We start from the raw sequence: 21026 nt of genomic DNA on the forward strand, positions 1-21026 counted from the left end.
GTGGGCGTTGTCAATTTGAGCAAAAGAATGTCGCTTCGCGACAAGCGGCGGCAACGGGCGCCGCCGCTTTTCTTTGCTCCGGCAGGCGCCGGCGCGTTATTCGCCGATCGCGCGCGCGGCCGTGTCGAGTTCCTGGTTCAGCACGCGCTGCTCGTCGCCGGACAGGCCGCCGTTGTGCTGGGCCGACATGTCGTTGGCTTCCTGGCGGATCACGTCGAGGCGGTGGTGAAGCTGCGCGCCGTAAGGCGGCGGGTAGTAGCCGCCGTTCACGCGCGCGTCGATGCGGCGATGCAGGTTATCGATCCGGCCCTGGACCTCCTGCATGCGGTCGTTCGCGACGACCTGCGGATTCGGTCGCGGCGGCGGCGGCGCCTGCCGGGCCGGCCGCTGCGGCTGCACGATACACGCCGCGAGCGAGGAAACCAGGACGCAGCATGCCGCTGCGCGAATCAACCGTTGCATCACATTCTCCTGACGGATAGGTGTCGAATCGACTTTTTGAGAAACGCGTCAGACCGGACGACCGCTGACTTTCGTTCCCGCACCATTTGTAACGGAATGTTCCGGCCGTGCCGACGGGGCGGGGCGGCGGCAGACGGCAGCGCCGCCGCCGGCGCGTGGCGGCGTGGCGCGATGGGCGGCCGGGCCGGTGCCGCCCCGGCCGGCGCCCGTCAGACGATGCGGCGCACGAACGGCAGCCGGCGGCCGTCGTGTTCGCTCTGCGCGGCGAGCTCGATGATCGTCATCACGTCGACCGCGTCCTGCGCGGTGACGGGGAAGGGTGCGCCGTCGCGGATCGACGCGGCGAGCGCGCGGTAGAACTCCGCGTACTGGCCGTCGAGCGTCGGCACCGGACGCTCGACCTCGACCTCGCCGTCGAGCACGCGCAGCAGGCCGGGCGGATTGCCGCCGCCGAATTCGACGTCGTCCGCGGTGAGGCCGGCCTTGAGCTGGTCTTCCTGCGTGTCGAGCCCGAATTTCTGGTAGCTGCCGCGCGTGCCGTGCAGCGTGAAGCGCGCGGGCTCGATCGCCGACAGCGCGCTCGCATGCAGCGCGACGTCCTTGTCCGGATAGCCGAGCAGCAGGTGCACGAAATCGGGCGCCGTGCCGTTGTCGCGGCGCGTCTTGACGGTGGCGCTCACCGTTTCCGGCGTGCCGAACAGCGCGAGCGCCTGGTCGATCAGGTGCGGGCCGAGGTCGAGCAGCAGGCCGCCGCCGCGGGCCGGTTCCTCGCGCCAGCGCGTGCGTGGCGTCGGCCGGAAGCGGTCGAAGTGCGATGCAAAGTAGGTGAGGCGGCCGAGTTCGCCCGATTCGACGATGCGGCGCACGGTGAGGAAATCGCCGTCCCAGCGGCGGTTGTGGAACGGCGCGAACAGCCGGCTGCGCGCGTTAGCGAGCCGCGCGAGCGCGAGCGCCTCGTCGGCGGTGAGCGTCACGGGCTTGTCGACGACCACGTGGCGGCCGGCTTCTAGCACCTGGCGCGCGAGCGTGAAGTGGGTGTCGTTCGGCGTGGCGATCACCACGCATTCGATGTCGTCGAGGCCGAGCAGCGCGTCGAGGTCGGGGACGATGCGCGCGCCCGGATACGCGGCGTGCGCGCGATCGGGCTGACCCGTCGCGATCGCCGCGACTTCAGTGCGGCCGCTCGTGGCGATCACGGGCGCGTGAAACGTCGCGCCGGCGAAACCGAAACCCATCAAACCAATCCTGAGCAATGACGACATGGCAATTCCTGGCTGCGAAGGAAACTAAAGGATGGCGCGCCGGAGCGGCGCGAAGACGACCGGCTATTTTGGCATGGCGGCGTCGCTTGCACAGACGTGTCGGGCGAAACGCGCGAGGCGGAGCGGCGCTTGCGCAAGGAATGCCGGCATTTTGCGCGGGACGGGGCGCAGTGCGGTACGGTTGACCGGGTCCGGCTCTCGACTGCCCGCCTCCAGCTCCCAGCTTCCAGCTTCCAGCTCCGGGCTCCGGGCTCCAGGCTCCAGGCTCCAGGCTCCAGGCTCCAGGCTCCGGGCTCCGGGCTCCGGGCTCCGGGCTCCGGGCTCCGGGCTCCGGGCTCGGCTCGGCTCGGACGCGGACGCGGACCCGGACGCGGACCCGGACCCGGACCCGGGCTCGGGCTCGGGCTCGGGCTCGGGCTCGGCGCGGCGCTGCTCGGCGCTCCGAGCCGCCAGCGGCCTCATCGCGTGCCACATCATCCGCCCACCCGTTGGCGCATGGCGGCCGCGACCTGCGCGGCCCACACCGCGCACGCGGATGCGCCGGGATGGAAGCCGTCGGCGGCCATCAGATGGCGTTCGAGCGGCAGGTCGACCCGCAGGAACGTGCAGTGCGGCTGCGCGCCGGCCCAAGCCGCGAGCGCCGCGTTGAGCCGCCGCGCGCGCCGCCCGAGATACCACGCGAGCGGCTGCGGCAGCGCCGGGAAGCGCTCCATCGGCGGCACCGCCGACAGGATCGCGTGCCCGACCTGGAAGCGCGTGCCGAGCAGCTGGACCAGCTCGGCCTGCTGCGCGACCCAGCGTGCGGGCGGCACGCCGCCCGTCACGTCGTTGACGCCGAGCGACGTGACCGCCACGTGGAACGGCTCGGCCGGTTCGGTGGCGAGCCAGTCGACCAGCTCCCGCGTGGTCAGGCCGGTGCGCGCGAGCAGTTTCCAGCTCACGCGGTGCGTGGCCGCCAGCGCGTTCGCCAGTTGCCCGGCGAGCGCATCGTGCTGCGTCGCGACGCCGACGCCCGCAGCGGCCGAATCGCCGACCACCAGCACGCGCAGCGGCGGGCCGTCGCCCGCCACGCCGCTGCGCGGGCCGGCCGCCTCGGGCAGCCGCGGCGTGACGCGGCGCACGTAGCGCCCCTGTGCGAACAGCAGCGGGCCGAGGGCGGCGGTGGCGAACGGGTATCCCATGAGGTCGATCCGGTGAGGGTTCAAGTGAGTCGAAGCGGCGCGGCGCGAGGTGGCGCGGGAGAAGGGCCTATTGTGTCCGATCACGGCGCCGACAGGGCCCGATTGGCCGAGCGGCCAGCCACGACCACGCCGAACGGACAGGGGGCGCCCGCCCGGCGAGCCCGCGCGCCCCCGTCCGGCGGTGCGCCCGAAATACGCGCCGCCGACGTGTTAACATGCGCGTCCTGCCTGCGTGTCCGCCTGCTTCGCCAGCCTGCCGCGCACGGCATCCTCCCGGCGTTCCGCCGTCAACCCGCAACACCATCCGCCATCATGTCAGCAGGCCTCAATCCCGCTCAGAACGAAGCGGTGCGCTATCTCGACGGTCCCTGTCTCGTGCTCGCCGGCGCGGGCAGCGGCAAGACCCGCGTGATCACGCAGAAGATCGCGCACCTGATCGAGGCGAAAGGCTTCGAGCCGCGCCACATCGCCGCCGTCACGTTCACGAACAAGGCGGCCGCCGAAATGCGCGAGCGCGTGTCGAAGCTGCTGGAAGGCAAGACGCTCACCACGCCGGGCAAGGAAGGCCGCAAGGTGCCCGTCAACCAGCTCACCGTCTGCACGTTCCACTCGCTCGGCGTGCAGATCCTGCGCCAGGAGGCCGAGCACGTCGGCCTGAAGCCGCAGTTCTCGATCATGGATTCGGACGACTGCTTCGGGATGATCCAGGAGCAACTGGGCACGACCGACAAGGGGCTGATCCGCAAGATCCAGAGCATCATCTCGCTGTGGAAGAACGGCCTGATCATGCCCGACGAGGCGATGGCGATCGCGGCCAACGAGGACGAGCATCAGGCCGCGCTGGTCTACCGCAACTACGTGGCGACGCTGCACGCGTACCAGGCGGTCGACTTCGACGACCTGATCCGCCTGCCGGCCGAATTGTTCGCGAAGAACGAGCAGGTGCGCGACCGCTGGCAGAACAAGCTGCGCTACCTGCTGATCGACGAATACCAGGACACCAACGCGTGCCAGTACGAGCTGCTGAAGCTGCTCGCGGGCCCGCGCGCCGCGTTCACGGCGGTCGGCGACGACGATCAGGCGATCTACGGCTGGCGCGGCGCGACGCTGGAGAACCTCGCGCAGCTCGGCAAGGATTTCCCGAAGCTGCACGTGATCAAGCTCGAGCAGAACTACCGGTCGACGGTGCGGATCCTGACCGCCGCGAACAACGTGATCGCGAACAACCCGAAGCTGTTCGAGAAGAAGCTGTGGTCCGAGCACGGAATGGGCGATTCGATCACCGTCACGGCGTGCAACGACGAGGAACACGAGGCCGAATCGGTCGTGTTCCGGCTGTCCGCGCACAAGTTCGAGCGGCGCGCGCAGTTCCGCGACTACGCGATCCTGTACCGCGGCAACTTCCAGGCGCGCATCTTCGAACAGGTGCTGCGGCGCGAGCGCATCCCGTACGTGCTGTCGGGCGGGCAGTCGTTCTTCGACAAGGCCGAGATCAAGGATCTGTGCGCGTACCTGCGCCTGATCGCGAACGCCGACGACGATCCCGCGTTCATCCGTGCCGTCACGACGCCGCGCCGCGGCATCGGCAACACGACGCTCGAGGCGCTCGGCTCGTTCGCGGGGCAGGCGAAGGTGTCGCTGTTCGAGGCCGTGTACATGGGCGGGATCGAGGCGCGGCTGTCGGCGCGCCAGGTCGAGCCGCTGCGGATGTTCTGCGACTTCATCCAGCGCCTGACCGAACGCGCGGACAAGGAGCCGGCGACCGTCGTGCTCGACGACATGATGGAGGCGATCCACTACGAGGCGTACCTGTACGACGCGTTCGACGAGCGGCAGGCGCAGTCGAAGTGGCAGAACGTGCTCGAATTCCTCGAATGGCTGAAGCGCAAGGGCACCAAGCCGGAGACGGAGGCCGTCGACGGCGAGGCCGAAGGTTTCCACAACGCGGACGGGCTCGCCGATACGGGCAAGAACCTGCTCGGCCTGATCCAGACCGTCGCGCTGATGTCGATGCTCGAGGGCAAGGACGAGGACCCGGACGCCGTGCGGCTGTCGACCGTCCATGCGTCGAAGGGGCTCGAGTATCCGCACGTGTTCCTGGTCGGCGTCGAGGAAGGCATCATGCCGCACCGCGGCGGCAGCGACGACGACGGCCCGATCGACAACGAGCGGATCGAGGAGGAGCGCCGGCTGATGTATGTCGCGATCACCCGCGCGCAGCGCAGCCTGCACCTGAACTGGTGCAAGAAGCGCAAGCGGGCGCGCGAGACGGTCGTGTGCGAACCGTCGCGCTTCATTCCCGAGATGGGGCTCGACGAAGCGCCGCCGCCGACGCCGGAAGAGGCGCCGATGTCGCCGAAGGATCGGCTCGCCAGCCTGAAGGCGTTGTTGCAGAAGTGACGTGGCGGCGCTGCCGCGCGCACGAGGGCGCGGCGAACCGGCAACCCGAAAACGAAACCCCCGCGATGCGCAGGCGCCGCGGGGGTCTTTTACGGATGGCCGGGTGAGGCGTTACTTCGACGCGTTGACCATGTAGTCGACGGCCGCCTTCACGTCGGCATCCGACGCGTTCGACCCGCCCTTCGGCGGCATCGCGCCCTTGCCGTGCAGCGCGTAGTTGTAGACCGTATCCATCGATTCCTTCAGGCGCGGCGCCCAGTCTTCCTTGCTGCCGAACTTCGGCGCGCCGAGCACGCCGGCCGCGTGGCAAGCCTGGCACACCTGCGTATACAGCGCTTTGCCGGCCGATGCGGCGTCGGCGCTGGTCGGCGCGGCCGCGGGCTTTTCGCCGGCCTTCGGGATCGCGGCGATCGCGGCCATGGCCGCGGCGGCCTGCGCGTTCGATGCGTCGGCGCCCGACGCGGGTGCGCCGCTGGCGGGTTGCGCCGCGTTGGCGGCCGGCGCGGCCGGTTCGGGGAAGTTCGCGCCGTCGTTGTTCGCCATGTAGACGATCGCGCGGGCGATTTCATAGTCGCTGACGTCGTCGGGGCTCGTGCCGCCGCGCGGCGGCATCGCGCCCTTGCCCGCGAGGGCCGTCTTCAGCAGCGTGTCGAAGCCTTGCGAGATGCGCGGCGCCCAGTCGTCCTTGTTGCCGAATTTCGGCGCGCCGGCGGCGCCGGTGCCGTGACAGGTCACGCAGACGGCCTTGTAGACTTCCTCGCCGGTCTTGTACGTGCGGGGTGCGTTGGCGTCCTTCACGTCGACCTTCGCGATCGGCGCGATACGGGCGGCGACCTGCTCGTCGGATAGCGCGTCCGTGCCGGCGCCGGAACGGAATGCATGGTTCGCGTAATTGGCGAACAGGACGATCAGGACGATCGGAATCGCGAACGACGCGATGATGACGGCAATCAACTGCCCGGGGGTTTTGACGGGAGATTCGTGGGGTGCTTCGCTCATGCTTGCCTCGTCTCCGTGAATAGGAATTGTGAGCGCGGTGCAACGGCAAAATGGCAGTCCAATGAAGCACGGACGATTATAGACGGAACGTTTACATCACGGCGAGCGGCGCGATGGCGCGTGTTTACCCGCACGGATCGCGCTCTGACGCCGATTCGTCGGGCAAGGTGGACGCGTCATGGGAAACCGGGTATCCTTGCCATCTTGCCAATCGTGGACGGCCTGTATATGGGGTCGTTTCACTGTCTCACGCGCCCGTAGCTCAATGGATAGAGTACTGCCCTCCGAAGGCAGGGGTTGCTGGTTCGATCCCAGCCGGGCGCGCCAAGTCTAGTCAGGCTCTCAGCGGTTTCCTTCCTGTGGAGTTAACCAATTAATGTCGTTTTCGACACGAATTGGTTGTTTTGCCATAGATATCAGTCCATAGCTGGACGATTTTCCTGTCGTCGTCTGCGACGGCCTCCGCTCTTACGGCCGCCCGCTTCGCTGCTTGCATCGACGCCTGCAAGGCAACGCACTCGCTCAAGGAAGATGCCGGCTTGCTTGTACCGGAAGCTCAAACCGGTCCTTTCGAAAACATCCTGCTGTATTCGCCGTCTCACGGGCTTTTCCTGTTTCGCGACAATAGCGTCGAACGATTTCCGAAACTCGTCGAACTTTAAATCTTCCAATTCCCTTGCGGTGCGGCGCACACGCTCCTGCCCGGCATGCACGAGTTGCTGGTTCAGCGTGGGCGAGAGCGAACGCAGAAATTTGGTCGGCATCTGGAAAGCGCAAGGGCATCACGTTCCAGGCTCTATGGTGCGACAAGGCGAGCGCATGCCGGAAGTGTTCGCTCCGGACCGGTCAGGCGCATATCGCTCCCAACCCGCGCTCGGGGAGCTTGAACGCAGAGCATGAGCTTCTTGTCGCCGGCGCGGTGAAGAGGCACGCCGGCCACTCAATCCACTGACGAATTTGTTATTGCTTTCAGTGTGCTGCGCGAAAAATTACAGAGACAGACACAATGTGTCCCGACGGCTTGCGATTAACCGGAGCCTCCAACGAACCGCTGCTTACCCTCCAGACCCCAACATCATCATTCAAGCTGGCGACCAGGAGCGTGACCAAGGCAAAAAGCTTCGGGCCGAATGGAATCAGCACCGCATTGAAGTGTGGCTTCAACATATCGACGAGCGAGTTCATCTCGTGGAATAGTTGAGCAGGTTCGTTTAGGTCATACGGCTGACACCGCCCGTCAGCCTGAATGATGTCGAGCAAGGACTGGTTTGCCGCTAGGACTTGCTGGTAATACTCAGGAATTGGCCCGAGCGGATAGTAGGCCCACGTGGCGTTGTTGATTTCCAGATGGTCCACAATTCCAATAGCCTTGTTCGGCTCGTAGCCAAGGCCCACGATGGCAGCCGGCGGCCGGTCCGGCCGGGTTGTCCAGCCAGCAAACTGTGGAATGACGGGTTCCACTGTGACGGTAGGCGCAGTGTCTTCCACCGGCGGCGTAAATTCAGCGATGGAATACCGAAATGTGACGGTCACCTCGGTACTGGATAGGGCGCGCAGTGCATCAACTAGATGGGCCAAGCGGAAGCGATTGAAGCACGAGATATCGACTTCCACCTTTCGTATGCCGCCGTCCCGTGCTTGATGGCGTAGATACTGGTCGAGCGTTTCTCGAAATGCGTCGTCATCGACCTCAATCAAATCAAAGCCTGCGCTCTCGAACCATGCTTTGTTTGTCTCATATTCGAGTTCACGCTGCGACACGAAGCCAATGGCTAGTCTCTTCTTCGCAGTTTCGTGAAATTCCCGGGCGGCTGCCCGGGCACGACCTTCGTAGCCACATGCGGCGATAAATACGTCGATGTCGTCCGAAGGTTTGCTCTCAACATTTCGAATCGAAGTCAGTGTGAGCATTTCAATCCATATCAAATGAGAGTTGGGTTTGCCCGTTCCCCTGCCTCTCAGGCTGGCGCTCACGACGCGGTAGGAGGTTCGAGAGGCGAACAGTTTTTCCTTTGCGAAGGAGCAACCCATATTTTGCCGCGAGCAGAAAACTCAATCGCAAGTTCGCGTTGAGCATCTCGCCGACAATCGCTTTCGAAGATGACTCATCGACGAGCATGACCGCCCCGCGATTTACCGCAGAAGCCAATAGGGCCTGAGTTCTCTCGGAGACGTTTTCGTCCACCATGAAACTTTGTGCTGGGTCAATGCTGAAGTGCTGCTCGACAAGCTCGGCATGCAACCGGGAGCCGATTTCCTCTAAAAGCGCGTCCAGCGGCAATTCGTCACCTTGAGCGCCAGTGTGCTCTACAGGAATCGTCTTTAGAAGCGCAATCATCCTGTCGGCCGCGGCGTCAATTTCCTTCGCCTGTTCGGACCCAGGAACTCTTCGCTCACCACTTTCGACAAGAAAGTTGATAAGTGGTGAAACAAGACTGATGAACCACCGAGGATTGCCCTCCGTAATGGCGAAAATCGAGTCGGCCCCAGCATAAAGCTCGAGCGTCTTTCGTTGACGCGCAGCTACCTCGCCCTTTTTGGACTCGTGCAAGAAAAAGTCACGAACTGCCGCGACAGGTGCAGCCTTACGAAGAACGCTGTCTCTCTTGCTCGCCCAAAGGCTCGCTCAAGACCGCAAACGTGATAGGTTGCTGGCTCATCCGTCCACACCTACTCGTAGTTGCGGAGCTGGTACTCGCGTACGGACTTCCGACCTTTCGAGAACCCCGCGATGCTCCGGCGTACCGGCGCGTATGTCAGGTGCCAGCCCGGGAGGGCCTTGCGTAGCGTGTGCGCCTGGTTGTAGGAAATCAAAATCCGGACGCCACGCTCGTCCGCCGAACGGACCTCGTCAATCAGTCGCTCGACATCATCGTCTGAAAAGGCGTTCCAGCCGTATTCGCCACGGTTGCGAACGCTGCCATAGTAGTACGGAGGGTCGAGGTAGATGAAATCGTTCTCGGTCGTGCCCCGGACCGCCTGGGCGAAATCTCCACAGTACAGCTCCGCGTTCTGCAGGCGCGCGGAGAACTGGCGAAGCTCCTCTACACTGGGGAGCGGACCTGTGCGATAAGCGTGCAGGGCGTATGGGGCAATCCCGTCTGGACTCTGCCCACCGCGCAGCGTGGCAAGCGGGACTCTTTCGACTGACACACAAAGGGCAAGCAGAGGTCGTGCACGCGTTGTGGGCGCCAGCAAGACGTACAGCATGCCCATTTTCGACGCGCCGATTGCGACACGAAAATCGTGCCGGGCGTGTGGATTGCCGTAAGTCTACCGCAGGTAGCTTAAGGTCCCATCGAGCGTGCTGAGCCGGGTCAAGTGAGGGGCACTACACTTTCACAGGCTTCACTACTCGCCTGGTGTGCTGAGCGAAACTGCAACGCTTGATGAGGGCTTCGATTTCTCGAGTATTGCTAGGCATCTCGACGACCGGACTGCGTACTCGGCCTGCCGAATCAGTTTCGTCAAATGGAGGGATTTCCATATCCAACGGCTTGACGCAAGCTCCGTACGATTCTCGCTTGGGCGGGTTCTTCACTGCCATGATGATGGCATCCGCATCGGGTACCCCCTCGCTGCGAAAGTCCACATGAAATTCTATCTCCCTTCCTTCCGCGTCAAATCCCCCTCCAAAGATACTGCTGCCAGATAGCAAAATATTGAACAGTGTATCCGCGTGCACGAAGTAAGGCTCTTCGGTACGTTCCCCCTCTAGAAGAAATGAATTTGACACCACAAGAGCCACGACTCTTTCAATCTTGGGGGGAGTTTCTGTCGCTTGTATCCGCCTAAGCCATGACGCGATAACGCTGGGATTCGAAACGAGATGTTCTCTCTTTCTCATAACTTGATGTATCTTGTCCTGAAGTGCTTCGTGAGCAGACCAAAACTCATAGGGCTCGGCTGGATATCCGATTGCTAGACATTCGAGAATGAAAAGAGTTGTGCCAGAAATAATTGCGGCGTCGACATCACCGACCTCATTTCCGTCTGCCGCCTTCTCGGGAACGGGTAGCCGTGGTCCAAGCGGTATGTAGTGCATCGCCGGACGCCCTATGGCTGGGTGTCCGAAACGGGCCAGTGCATCTAGCGCAAGGTGTACGACATCCTCGTATTTGTGCCCCTTGTCGGAAAACCTGACACCACTTTCCGTGTCAGACGTCCCCCAATCTGCCACAAGTCTCATGAGGTGGCCGTTTTGAAGCGGTTGCCAAAGCGGTATCAGGCCGGCGCCGATTTCGAGAAGCGGCCGGGTCCAGATAGTCTGACGCCCGCCCTTGTATGTTAGGAAGTTGACAATCGCTTTTGCCTCTTGAGGTTGGACATCTATAACCCTAGATAAGGCTTGATAAAGTTGTTCGGCTGGTAGAATTGTAAGGGGGAGGCTATCATTCAACCGATTTTCCTCAGATGCCCTTTTGAAGTAAATAAAATCGTCAGTCGTCAAAAGTGCGATGCAATACCAAGCGTCAAGAACTTTTTGGTAAGTAAGTTCTTTCAATGATGGATGGGATTTTTCCAAAAAGAATTTAACGTGAAGGTTGATTTGTGTGGCCTGTAAAATTGCAAGCTCCAACGCAACTTGCCGTTGCTCCTCAGGCAATGCATCGATTGTGGTGGCTACTAGGCGCGATTCTTCTGAACCTATTCGATTTAGTGCGAGAATTTGGCGTCTACCCAGCTGATGATGAAGGTCAAAATCAGTGAATTCGTCTACGTCGCGTGCGATTACAACCTGTCTTCTCTGCAAATCGACGCATGCCATTAGTTCCAAAGCAGAGGCTGTTTTATCAATGGCATAGTTGTGTGGCGGGTTGGGCCCTACATAGGCGTGAGCGCTGCCCCACAGAACGGAATGCCATAGATTTCGGAGAGATTCGAACAAGTAACCAAGTCTGATAACTACCGGTAACACGGCATCAATGCTTGCGGATTCTGGGTTGTCACCAGTTCCGCCAAACCCTTTTCTGTCATGCGTGTGACGGAGAACATGTCGAACGCTGTCAATTGTGGCCTCTAATATTTCTGGCGGGGTATAGGAGTTTCCGCAGTGGTCAGTGGCGGTTCGCAGCGTGAATAAGGCATCGCGAGTAATTTCAGTGACATTGGATAGTGCGTCTGCATATTCCGTAGACAACGTAAGTTGCTGCCTATGCGTAAAGATTGCCACCGCTGTTGCTACCTCATCATAGCTAAAACGCCGACACCTTTTCTCTACGTCATCAAGTGTGTCAAAGAGACGTTTTGCCCGCCACGCAATGAGCTCTCCGAATCTACGTGCTTGAAAGTCCTCCGCAGACCCATCATGATTTGCCTCAAAGGCTGCAAGAAATACGGAGAGGTCGAACCGCGGTTCCAATGGGTCAGGGACGAGTCGTGGTTGACCCTGCTGAACGCGTAACATTGAAACGAAGCGCATAGATAGTCTGCTCTGTAATTGAGTTGGATTTTATTTATATATGAGCATATGTTTGGCGTGTAGGCAAGTGCCATATATCGAGCATTCTCGATTTTTTCAATGCGTGAATCGTAAAGATGAATCATCGGTTGGTCGTCAGATTGTAGAGCGAGCCCCTGAAACGCCGGGCGTAGTCCCTGCATACGACTGCGCGCAACGGCTCGGGCTGCGTTCGGAGGAGAGGCTCGGTTCCCGGTCGGAGCGTCGTGTCAACACACTCCAGCACCCTCGGCTGAATTTGGGTCTCGACCATGCAACGATTAAGCGCCCGTAGACACGCACGACACGAATAGCTGGGATGGCAGGCGTGGGCGTGGGCTGGACAGGGGATTTTCGGTCTTTCCGCGCCAAGAATTGCCTGTCTGCGAGCGACAGGAATTGAATAACTGCACACTCCCTGCGGATAATCAATTAGTGTCGTTTTCGACATGAATTGGTTGCTTTCCCGTCGATATCAGTCCGTATCTGGACAGTTTTCCCGTGGTAGTCCCCGGCGGCCTTCGCTCTTACGGCCGCCCGCCCCGCTACGTGCATCGACACCTGCAAGGCAACGAACTCGCATCAAAGAAGACGCCGGCTTGCTTGTAACGAAAGCTCAAACCGGTCCTTTCGAAACCCGGCGGGGAGACGAGCTGCCACGCGTTTCGTCAGCGTCTCGCGTGGCGCGAAGCGGACTGTGCCGTGGCGTTGCAGCGCAAAGGCTGGCTCTGGCCGCCGGGGACAGCAGTTCGAGTTCTTGCAGTTCGTCGAGCTCATGCAGCTCGAGCAGTTGCGGCGGCTGTTCGAGCAACTGAGCACAGGGCGCACTGCCGGGGCAGCGCGCCGGGCCGCCAGCATCGCGCAAGCGGCACGGCGCGCGCCGGACTACGCGATCGCGGCATCGGCGGGCGTTCGTGCCTGCGCAGCACGTCCGTCGCCCGCCTCGACGATCAGCGTCCAGTCGAACGCCGGCAGTGCGCAGAGGTGCTCGACGGTGGCCGTGTACTCGTGCGCGGGCGCGTGCAGATAGCGCACCTTGTCGGTCCATTCGGGAAGCGGCGCCTGCGACGTCGTCAGCACGACCGCCAGCAGATCCTGTTCCGGCCGCCTTGCGATTTCCTGCAGGCTCAGCCGGACCTTGTCGAGGTCGCCTTCGGCGTCCAGAATCAGCGCGCCGGCGATCGGCGCATCCGGCCGGGCGGGCGGGTGGCCGACCGCGCCTTTGTCGATGCACTGCTGATACACATGGCGATAGCGCGGCAGCGCCTGCTGCAGCGCGTGATGCTTGCGGACCTTCGCCTGCGCCGTGCGCGCGAGCCCGCGGCGCAGCGCCGGATTCGCGATCAGCCGGTCGAGCGCGTCGACCCAGGCCTGCGGCGCATCCGGGACCAGCAGGCCGTCGCAGCCGTCGTGCAGCGCGAAGCGATAGGCTGGCCGGTCGCTGACGATCGACGCGATGCCGGCCGCCGCGTATTCCTGCCACTGGATCGTGCTCGTGCAGGCGTTGTAGTCATGGTCGGCGAGCGGCAGCAGCGCGATGTCCCAGCACCGTTCCCGCAGGCGTCGTGCGTGCGCGTCGTAGTCGTGAAGCTCGGGCTCGCACCCGGCGGCCGGGTGGCCAGCCCAGCCCGGCGGGACGTCCGCGCCGACGAAACTCACCCTGACCTTGCCGGGATGGCGTGCGCAGATCGCGTGCAGCGCCGCGTCGACGAGCGCGAAGTTGTCGGCGCGCAGCGACGCACCGGCGACGCCGATCGTCACGCAGTCGTCGTCGCGCGCCGTCACGGGGCGGTAGAACCGGTCGAAGTCCACGCTGTCGGGCAGCACGTGAACGCGCGGGTGCGACAGCCGGTAGCGGCTGGCGATGAACGGCGTGGATACGATCACGGCGTCTGCGTTGCGCAGCATGAGCTCGATCCCCGCGCGGGCCATCCCGCCTTGCGCGGCGAGCGGATGCGCGGCCGGCAGGTCGGTTAGCAGGTCGTCGGTCTCGTAGATCACCGGCTTTTCATGCTTGAAGATCGTGTACAGGTCGTTGCCCGTCAGCAGGCCGGGCGTCAGCCGATGCAGCAGGACGGCGTCGGCCGTGGCCAGCACGCTGCTGTCGATCTGGCCGTCCCGGATGCCCGGGACGAGTTCCCATTCGTCGCTCAGCAGACCGAACGGCAGCGTGAGGCGAATTCGCGACGACGCGCATGCGTCCGGATCGATCGAATACACGATCAGGCGCTTGCGGCGCGGTGCGGCGTCCGCGGTCGCGGCGACGGGCGCCAGCGTGCGGTTCTCCGCCAGCAGCCGCGCATACAGCGCACCGTGGCGCGCGGCGTTGCGGCCGATGTCGTGCTGCGCGCGGATTGCATCCTGCGCGGCCGCGGCGAGTTGCGAGCGGGTGTGCGGATGCTCGATCAGGTGCGCGATCGCGTCGACCCACGCGTCGGCGGTGTCGGCGACGAGCCAGCCTGTGCGGCCGTGGACAACCGGGCAGCCTTCGGCCGGCGTGGCGACGAGCACCGTGGCCGCGCCGGCCGCCGAACATTCGAGCCATGCGCGCGGCGGCGCATCGTCGCGCAACGTGACCGGCGCCGCGACCAGCGCGATGTCGAGGTCCGCGCGCTTCAGCGCGTCGGCGTAGCTGTCGTAAGGGGCAGGCTCCGCGATCAGCGTGACGTCCGGTTCACCGTCCCAGCCGGCCGGCAGCGCCGCGCCGACGAACGACACCCGGAGCTTCCCCGGAAATCGGCGGCGTAGCTCGGCCAGCGCCAGGCGGACCTGCTCGAGACGCACGCCGTCGAGACCGGTGCCGGAAACCGCGAGGTTCACGTGGTCACGCGCGCCGGGCGCCGCGCGGTGCAGACGCTCGAGATCGACGCCGGTCGGCAGCACGTGGACCGATGCGTTGACGTGACGGTATTCCCGCACCAGCGTTTCCGACGGCACGACGAGCGCATGCGCGCGCTGCACGGCGCTGCGGATGCCCGCCTTGCGGCGCGCGTTGTCGGCCGCGCCGGGGATGTCGGCGAGCAGCGTGTCGAGCGGCGCGTCGATCTCGAGGACGACCGGCTTGCCGAGCGAGAACAGGTGTTCCAGCGTGGCGGCGGACAGCAGGCCCGGCGTGTCGCCCTGCAGCACGATCAGGTCCGCGCGCTGCAGCGCGTCGGGATCGATGCCGGCTGGCGTGACAGGGAACGTCAGTGCCCATTCGCGGTCCAGCCGCGCGAACGGCTGCGCGAAGCGCAGGCTGGCGCGCGCGTGGTCGGCCGGTTCCGCGGTGACGACCGCGATGCACGAGCGCGGCGCGGACGCGGCCTGTTCCCGGGCGGCGGCGCCCGGCGCGACGGCCCGCGCATCGAGCTTGTCCGCGTGGGCCTGGGTTCGCTCGACGAAGTTCTGCAACTGCTGCCAGAACGTCTCCTCTTCCTTCAGGTAGACGCTGCGCGCTTCGTGAACCGTGGCCTTCGCATGGGCGATCTCGTGTTCGTCGAGCCCCCACGCGATGCCCTTGCCGTCCATCACCCACCGGGTCGGCTCCGACAGCGACGCGTCATTCATGATGCACACGACCGGGCAGCCGCACAGCAGCGCTTCGAACACGGCGGTGGACCATTCGTACGTGTACAAGCACTCGACCTGTCGGAACAGCGCCGCGAGTTCGTGCGCCGAACGTTCCGGCACGCGGGTCGAGATTTCGATCGACTCGGCGGTGACCGGATGCAGCGTGCCGCCGCGCCGCAGGTGGCGATTGATGAAGACGGCCGTGCCGTTGCGGCGGGCGTCGTCGACACCGTCGCTGTTGAAGATGCGCGTGTCGACCAGCGGCATGCGCAGCAGGTCCGCGTTCCATTCTTCGGGCACCAGCGACGGCCCGAACGTGAAGATGAGGTCGTCCGGCTGCAGGGCGATCGGTTCGCCGTTGATGCGGCCGGGCTCGGCCAGCAGGTAGCGCACGACGCAGCGCGCGTTGAACGGATTGCCGGTGACGACGTCCGGGTAGACGACGATCGGGCTGCGATTCGCGCGGGCGTGCGCCTGTACGATGTCGTTGGTCAGCGGCGGCGTGCGCAGGTCGGGATGCACGACCGGCGTGCAGACGTACGCTTCGTGGCCGAGCAGGTTCAGCACGTGGCACAGGTAGTGCATCGCGCGGATCCCGCCGGAGGTTTGCCGGAAATTCGGCGCGAGTATGTAGTACGGGTGGTCGAGTCGCGTAAAGATGCGCGAACCGCCGTGCGCCAGGCCAGATTGGGGAATCGTCATCGTTATCGGGTGCGGTAGAAATCGAAGACCACGTCGAGGATGCGATCCTGTTCGGCTTCGGTCATGTCGTGGTACAGCGGCAGCCGGACGAGCCGGTCGGCGACGAGGTCCGTCACCGCCATGCCGGACCCGCAGCGCCCGTAGCGCTGGCCGGCCGGCGAACTGTGCAGCGGCACGTAGTGGAACACGGCGTTCACGCCCACCGCGCGGATCTGCTGCAGCAGCGCGGTGCGTTCGGCGAGGTCGCGTGCGAGGAAATAGAACATGTGGCCGTTGCCGCGCTCGGCGAGCGAAATCGCGGGCAGCTCGATCAGCCCGTCCGCGTGCAGCGGCTGCAGCGCGTCCTGGTAGCGCTGCACGGTCGTGCGCCGCTGCGCGGTGATCACGTCCGCGTGCTCGAACTGCGCGTACAGGAACGCCGCGATCAGCTCGCCCGGCAGGAACGACGAGCCGACGTCGACCCAGGTGTACTTGTCCACCTGCCCGCGGAAGAACTGACTACGGTTGGTGCCCTTCTCGCGGATGATCTCCGCGCGCTCGACGAGGCGCGGGTCGTTGACCAGCAGCGCGCCGCCTTCGCCCGAAATCACGTTCTTGGTCTCGTGGAAGCTGAGGCACGCGAGGTGGCCGAGGCCGCCGAGCGGCTTGCCGTTCCACGTCGACTGCAGCGCCTGAGCGGCGTCCTCGATCACCCACAGGTCATGGTCCGCCGCGAGCTGCCCGATCACGTCCATGTCGCATGCGACGCCCGCGTAGTGCACCGGCACGATCGCGCGCGTGCGCTTGGTGATCGCGGCGGCGATCTGCGTCTCGTCAAGGTTCAGCGTGTCGCGGCGAATGTCGACGAACACCGGCGTCGCGCCGCGCAGCACGAACGCGTTGGCGGTCGACACGAACGTGTAGGACGGCATGATCACTTCGTCGCCGGGCTGCACGTCGGCGAGGATCGCGGCCATCTCGAGCGCGGCCGTGCACGAGTGCGTGAGCAGCGCGCGCTGGCAGCCGATGCGCGCTTCCAGCCAGCGGTGGCAGAGCTTCGTGAACGCCTGGTCGCCGGCGAGGCCGCCCTGCTCGACCGCTTTCGCGATGTAGTAGAGCTCCTTGCCGACCACGAACGGGCGGCCGAACGGAATGCTGTCGAGATTGGGTGGGCCGAACATGGTCAGGCTCCGCGGTAAGGGTGGGACGTTCGGCCGCGCAGCTTGCGCGCGGCACCGCTCAGATGTCCTTGCGGACGAGAATCGTGAATTCGTACAGGCCGTAGTCGTGCAGCAGCGCGACGTGGCGCGAATAGCGGCGCTTGCAGCGATCGAACAGCGCGCACGGGTCCGCGTAGTACAGGAGGTCCGGGCGCATGAACGGCGGATCGGAATACGACGTCAGGCAGTTGAACGCGAAGCCCAGCCGGCTCGTCGCGTGCAGCGTGTCGAGCGTCGCGTGGATGTAGTCGAGCCACGCGTCGTCGCCGTGACCGCGCCTGACGTTGAAGATGCCGGATGCGATCCCGTAGTCCGACGCGGCCTGCGGCACCGCGCCGACATGAAACGTGACGTTCGCGTCGTCGCGGTAGCGCTGCCGCGCGGCGTCGACCATGTCGGACGAGATGTCGTAGCCGGCATACGCGAAGCCGTCCGGCAGCGCGCGCGCCTTCAGGAAATCGACCAGCGCGCCGTAGCCGCAGCCGATATCGTTCACCGAGTGTCCGCCGGACGCGGGCAGGATTCTGGTCAGTTGTTCGAAGCGCAGGAACTGGCCGGATTCGCCGTTCCAGTCGACGCCGCGCGCGGTCGCGCCGTGCTCCGCCAGCCGCGCGCTGTAGTACGCGGCCACTTCTTCCAGCAGGCTCGCATGCCGGGATTCGCTCATGGACATCACCTCAATCTTTCGAGGTCAGCGCGTACCGGCGCGCTTCGGGACCGCAGTTGAACAGCACGTCGAGCACCGTCACGCCGTGGACGAAATCGCCCCACTGCTGCGGATACTCGGGATAGGCCGGATAGTCGAACCAGCGCACCGCGATGCCGGCATCGGCGAACAGGTTCTCGTCGAGGTAGCTGCGCGCGGCCGGGCCGGACAGGTACTCGGTCGCGCCCGCCTGCACGCACAGGTTCAGCAGCTTCTCGGTGCGGTCGCCGTGCAGCGCATAGTCCGACGTCGACGACACGCGCGTGCCGATCTCCAGTTGCCGGAGGACCCACGTCAGCATCGCGACATTCAGCTCGCTCAGCATCCCGTAGGTGCGGCCGGTGTAGAGTGCCTCGAGCTCGTCCGCATAGCGCGCGAAGTGCGGCGCGCGCGCGTAGTTCTGCTGCAGGGCCTTCCAGTGCAGCGGCGCCCAGTCGGCGCCGTCGATCTCGGTTTCGCGGATCGACTGGTGATACTTGCCCTTCACCTTCACCGGCACGCTCAGCCATTGCACGCCCTGCGGCGTCTTGATCTGGTTGCGGTTGCGCCAGTCGCGGCGCGTGTACTGCGCGTCGTCGTAGAGGATGAACTCGTCGCTGGCGGCGATCAGGTCGAAGTAGCCCTTCCACGGAATGTAGTTGGACTGGACGATCGCCACCCGCTTCGCGTCGCGGTTCATGGTCGCACCGCTCATGCCGGAATGTGGCCGTACCGGTACATGTCGACGAGCTCGGGCGGAATGCCCCAGTCCGTTGCGCCCAGCTTGTCGTGCAGCGCCTCCAGGTCCGCGCGCATCGCGTTCCGGAGCTGGTCGACCATGCGGTTGCGCGCCGGCACGAAGTCGTGCTGGTACGCGGCATTGATCTGATGGCGCACCGTCTTCGCGATCGCGGCCTCGCGCGTCATGTTGCGGATCAGCGGGCGTTCGGGCGCCAGTTCCGCGTAGCGCGGATCGATCGGCTCGCCGCGCATCGCCGCGACGAGATCGCGGCACAGTACCGGCGACAGGTGGAAGCCGTCGCGCTTGGTGCCGCCGAGAATCCACAGGTCGCGCACGCTGGTTTCGCCGAACAGCGGATACAGGTCGGACGTCGTCGGCCGCCAGCCGACGTTGACGTTGACCAGGTTCGCGCGCGAGAAGCGGGTGTTGATCTGGTCCATCGCCGACTTGAGCAGCGTGTACGCGCTGCCGGCGTGGCCGTGCTCGTGCGGCACCGGGCTGATGTAGTTGCTGGCGCCGACGAGGGTCCGGTCGGGCCCGTACGGCGCCGAATACACGCCGCACGCGAGGCCGCGGTTGGTCGTGCGCACGCAGTGCGTGTGCACGTTCTCCGCGCTCTGCAGTTCGATCGACATGCCGATGCCATAGAACATCCGCTGCACCGGCAACTCGGGCAGGCTCGCCTGCAGCACGCGCGTCACGTTGGCGCCGTTGCAGAGGATGAAGCGGTCCGCGCCGAGCACGCCACCATCGGACAGGCGCGCCCCGGTGACGCGTCCGGCCGCGGTCTCGAGCCGCTCGACCTCGGCGTCGATGAAGCGCACGTTGCCGGCTCGCGCGACCGACTCGGTCAGCGCGTCGAGAAACTGTTTCGGATTGACCCAGCCCTCGCGCTTCAGGAAGACCGCCTTCAGCGCGCGATAGCGCGGGTCCGGATGATAGTTCGGGATGCCTGACGGATCGACCGCCTCGCAGGGCTCCTCGAATTCGCGGCAGAACCGCTGCATGGCCGCGAAGTTCTCGTCGTCGAGTGCGTCGGTCGCCGCGTTGTTCAGCACGAAAGTGCCGAAGCCGTACGCGATCGCGCGCTCCGGCGTGCAGATTTCGGCGAATACGGCGGGCCAGGCTGCCGTCGCACCGCGGCTCAGTTCGAACTTGAAGCGGTCGATCGGCGTGCCGAGCGAATCGCCTTCCAGTTCGGTGAACGAATTGAGCATCGCCGCCGCGGCGCGCGTGGCCGAGCCGGGCCGATGCGCGTGGCCGACGATCACGAGCTCGACGCCCGGGTCGGCCTGCTGCCATGCGCGGGCCGTCATCAGGCCAAGAATGCCGTTGCCGAGGATCGCGATCTTCATTTGCGTGCGCCCCCGCCTTCGGGGAATGACAGGTAGCAGAGCGACGGATAGGCCGCTGCCTTGTGGATCTGGTGCGGACGGTTGCCGAGCAGGTCGCGCAGGTAATGGATACCTTCCGCGGGCAGCTGGCCGCCGCGGGTAAGCTGCCAGAACGCGACGACGCCGCCGGGCACCAGCCGCTCCATCACCGCGTCGAACGCGTGCCGGGTCGGCTCGATCACGTTCAGGTCGAACCACGCGAGCGCGACCATCTCGCCGGGATGCGCTTCGTCGAACGCCGCCAGCGTGTCGCGGCAATCGCCTTCCCACACGTGGTGCTTGTCATGCACGTGCCCCATCGCGTTGCTGCGCTCGTGCAGGTTCAGCAGCTTGCGCAGCAGGTCGGCGTACTCGCCGGACAGCGAGTACGTGCCGTCGGAGAACAGCTTGCGGTCGCGCGTGTCGTGCTCGGCGAAGCCCGTGTAGCCCGTGAACGTATCGAATGCGTGGATGCGGCGCTGGAAGTTCAGCGGCTCGAGAATCGCGCGGAAGTTCTCGCACAGCACGGCGGTCTGTCCGCGCCACGTGCCGAGATCGAGGATCGCGCCCGGCAGCGGCACGATTTTTTGATAGATCTCGAAGGTCGCGAGAATGCGTGCGAGGAGCGAGCCGCGCACGAACAGGCCGAGCGACCGTTCCAGTTCCTCGCGCGTCGCGGGGTAGGTCTGCATCAGGTCGAACAGTTCGCGGCGCGCCGCGAGCTGATCGCCATCTGCGTTGGTGATGATCGCTGATTCGTGCATACACAGGGCTCCAGGCACAAAGGGTGTGACCGGACGAGCGCGCGTCGGCGCGGCGGCATCGGAATGCGCAGCCGTCCGAGCGTCGCAGGTCGGACATCTTTCTGCGATCAAGTCTAGCGAGCGCCGCCAGGATCGAATGTCGGATTAGCGGGTGGTTTCACCCCGCATTTCGATGGATTCGCGGCTGTCCGGCGCGAATTCGGGGCACCCGCGGGTGCGGCTCGCAGTAGCGGGAATAGCGACCAATTCCAGCACTTGCTCGCCA

Annotated in this window: 15 protein-coding genes, 1 tRNA gene and 1 pseudogene; 2 read left to right on the top strand and 15 right to left on the bottom strand. The window is 64.8% G+C overall.

All coding sequences use genetic code 11. The features are described 5' to 3' along the window. Positions 1-96: 96 nt before the first annotated feature. The 3 genes from C5F75_RS00690 to C5F75_RS00700 all read right to left on the bottom strand — a co-directional run bounded on the left by C5F75_RS00690 (position 97) and on the right by C5F75_RS00700 (position 2905). Positions 97-462, bottom strand: coding sequence for a hypothetical protein (locus C5F75_RS00690; protein ID WP_027811833.1), 366 nt, complete (start codon positions 460-462; stop codon positions 97-99). Positions 463-671: 209 nt separating this feature from the next. Then, positions 672-1724 carry an oxidoreductase gene (locus C5F75_RS00695; protein ID WP_059580610.1) on the bottom strand — a complete coding sequence of 351 codons (1053 nt, stop codon included), beginning with the start codon at positions 1722-1724 and terminating at the stop codon, positions 672-674. 473 nt (positions 1725-2197) lie between these two features. Then, a complete protein-coding gene (locus C5F75_RS00700; RefSeq protein ID WP_059580613.1) occupies positions 2198-2905 on the bottom strand; it encodes an SGNH/GDSL hydrolase family protein in 708 nt (235 codons plus the stop codon). A 312-nt stretch (positions 2906-3217) separates the two neighbouring features. Between C5F75_RS00700 and C5F75_RS00705 the strand changes: the two genes are divergently transcribed. Then, a complete protein-coding gene (locus C5F75_RS00705) occupies positions 3218-5305 on the top strand; it encodes a UvrD-helicase domain-containing protein (protein ID WP_059580615.1) in 2088 nt (695 codons plus the stop codon). A gap of 111 nt (positions 5306-5416) precedes the next feature. On the opposite strand, the gene C5F75_RS00710 is transcribed toward C5F75_RS00705, so the two are convergent. Beyond that, on the bottom strand, positions 5417-6304 hold the full coding sequence (locus C5F75_RS00710) for a c-type cytochrome (protein ID WP_059580617.1): 888 nt from the start codon (positions 6302-6304) through the stop codon (positions 5417-5419). Between the two features lie 251 nt (positions 6305-6555). Between C5F75_RS00710 and C5F75_RS00715 the strand changes: the two genes are divergently transcribed. After that, a tRNA-Arg gene (locus C5F75_RS00715) sits at positions 6556-6631 on the top strand. A gap of 89 nt (positions 6632-6720) precedes the next feature. On the opposite strand, the gene C5F75_RS00720 is transcribed toward C5F75_RS00715, so the two are convergent. The 11 genes and pseudogenes from C5F75_RS00720 to C5F75_RS00770 form a co-directional block, all read right to left on the bottom strand. Next, a complete protein-coding gene (locus C5F75_RS00720; protein WP_226094247.1) occupies positions 6721-7068 on the bottom strand; it encodes a hypothetical protein in 348 nt (115 codons plus the stop codon). 205 nt (positions 7069-7273) lie between these two features. Continuing rightward, entirely contained in the window at positions 7274-8215 is a 942-nt protein-coding gene (locus C5F75_RS00730; protein WP_059580619.1) for a hypothetical protein, read from the bottom strand. Between the two features lies 1 nt (position 8216). Next, positions 8217-8900, bottom strand: a pseudogene (locus C5F75_RS00735) (ORC-CDC6 family AAA ATPase); the annotation flags it as partial. A gap of 74 nt (positions 8901-8974) precedes the next feature. Beyond that, positions 8975-9514, bottom strand: coding sequence for a DNA adenine methylase (locus C5F75_RS00740; RefSeq protein WP_181035343.1), 540 nt, complete (start codon positions 9512-9514; stop codon positions 8975-8977). Positions 9515-9635: 121 nt separating this feature from the next. Further along, on the bottom strand, positions 9636-11726 hold the full coding sequence (locus C5F75_RS36110) for a hypothetical protein (RefSeq protein WP_146075156.1): 2091 nt from the start codon (positions 11724-11726) through the stop codon (positions 9636-9638). A 903-nt stretch (positions 11727-12629) separates the two neighbouring features. Continuing rightward, entirely contained in the window at positions 12630-15998 is a 3369-nt protein-coding gene (locus C5F75_RS00745; RefSeq protein ID WP_059580629.1) for a glycosyltransferase family protein, read from the bottom strand. 2 nt (positions 15999-16000) lie between these two features. Next, the gene (rffA, locus tag C5F75_RS00750) at positions 16001-17158 is read right to left on the bottom strand and encodes a dTDP-4-amino-4,6-dideoxygalactose transaminase (protein WP_059580631.1); all 1158 of its coding nucleotides are present in this window, start codon (positions 17156-17158) and stop codon (positions 16001-16003) included. Between the two features lie 58 nt (positions 17159-17216). Then, a complete protein-coding gene (locus tag C5F75_RS00755; RefSeq protein WP_059580634.1) occupies positions 17217-17864 on the bottom strand; it encodes a class I SAM-dependent methyltransferase in 648 nt (215 codons plus the stop codon). Positions 17865-17874: 10 nt separating this feature from the next. Beyond that, positions 17875-18597, bottom strand: a complete 723-nt coding sequence (locus C5F75_RS00760) for a WbqC family protein (RefSeq protein WP_089464449.1) — start codon at positions 18595-18597, stop codon at positions 17875-17877. Then, entirely contained in the window at positions 18594-19979 is a 1386-nt protein-coding gene (locus C5F75_RS00765; RefSeq protein ID WP_059580638.1) for an NAD(P)/FAD-dependent oxidoreductase, read from the bottom strand. The genes C5F75_RS00760 and C5F75_RS00765 overlap by 4 nt, the downstream gene beginning before the upstream one ends. Further along, positions 19976-20761, bottom strand: a complete 786-nt coding sequence (locus C5F75_RS00770; RefSeq protein ID WP_059580641.1) for a class I SAM-dependent methyltransferase — start codon at positions 20759-20761, stop codon at positions 19976-19978. Before C5F75_RS00770 ends, C5F75_RS00765 begins: the two co-directional genes overlap by 4 nt. Positions 20762-21026: the final 265 nt, after the last annotated feature.

It is taken from the genome of Burkholderia anthinoferrum, from assembly GCF_002925705.1.
GTDB lineage: Bacteria > Pseudomonadota > Gammaproteobacteria > Burkholderiales > Burkholderiaceae > Burkholderia > Burkholderia semiarida.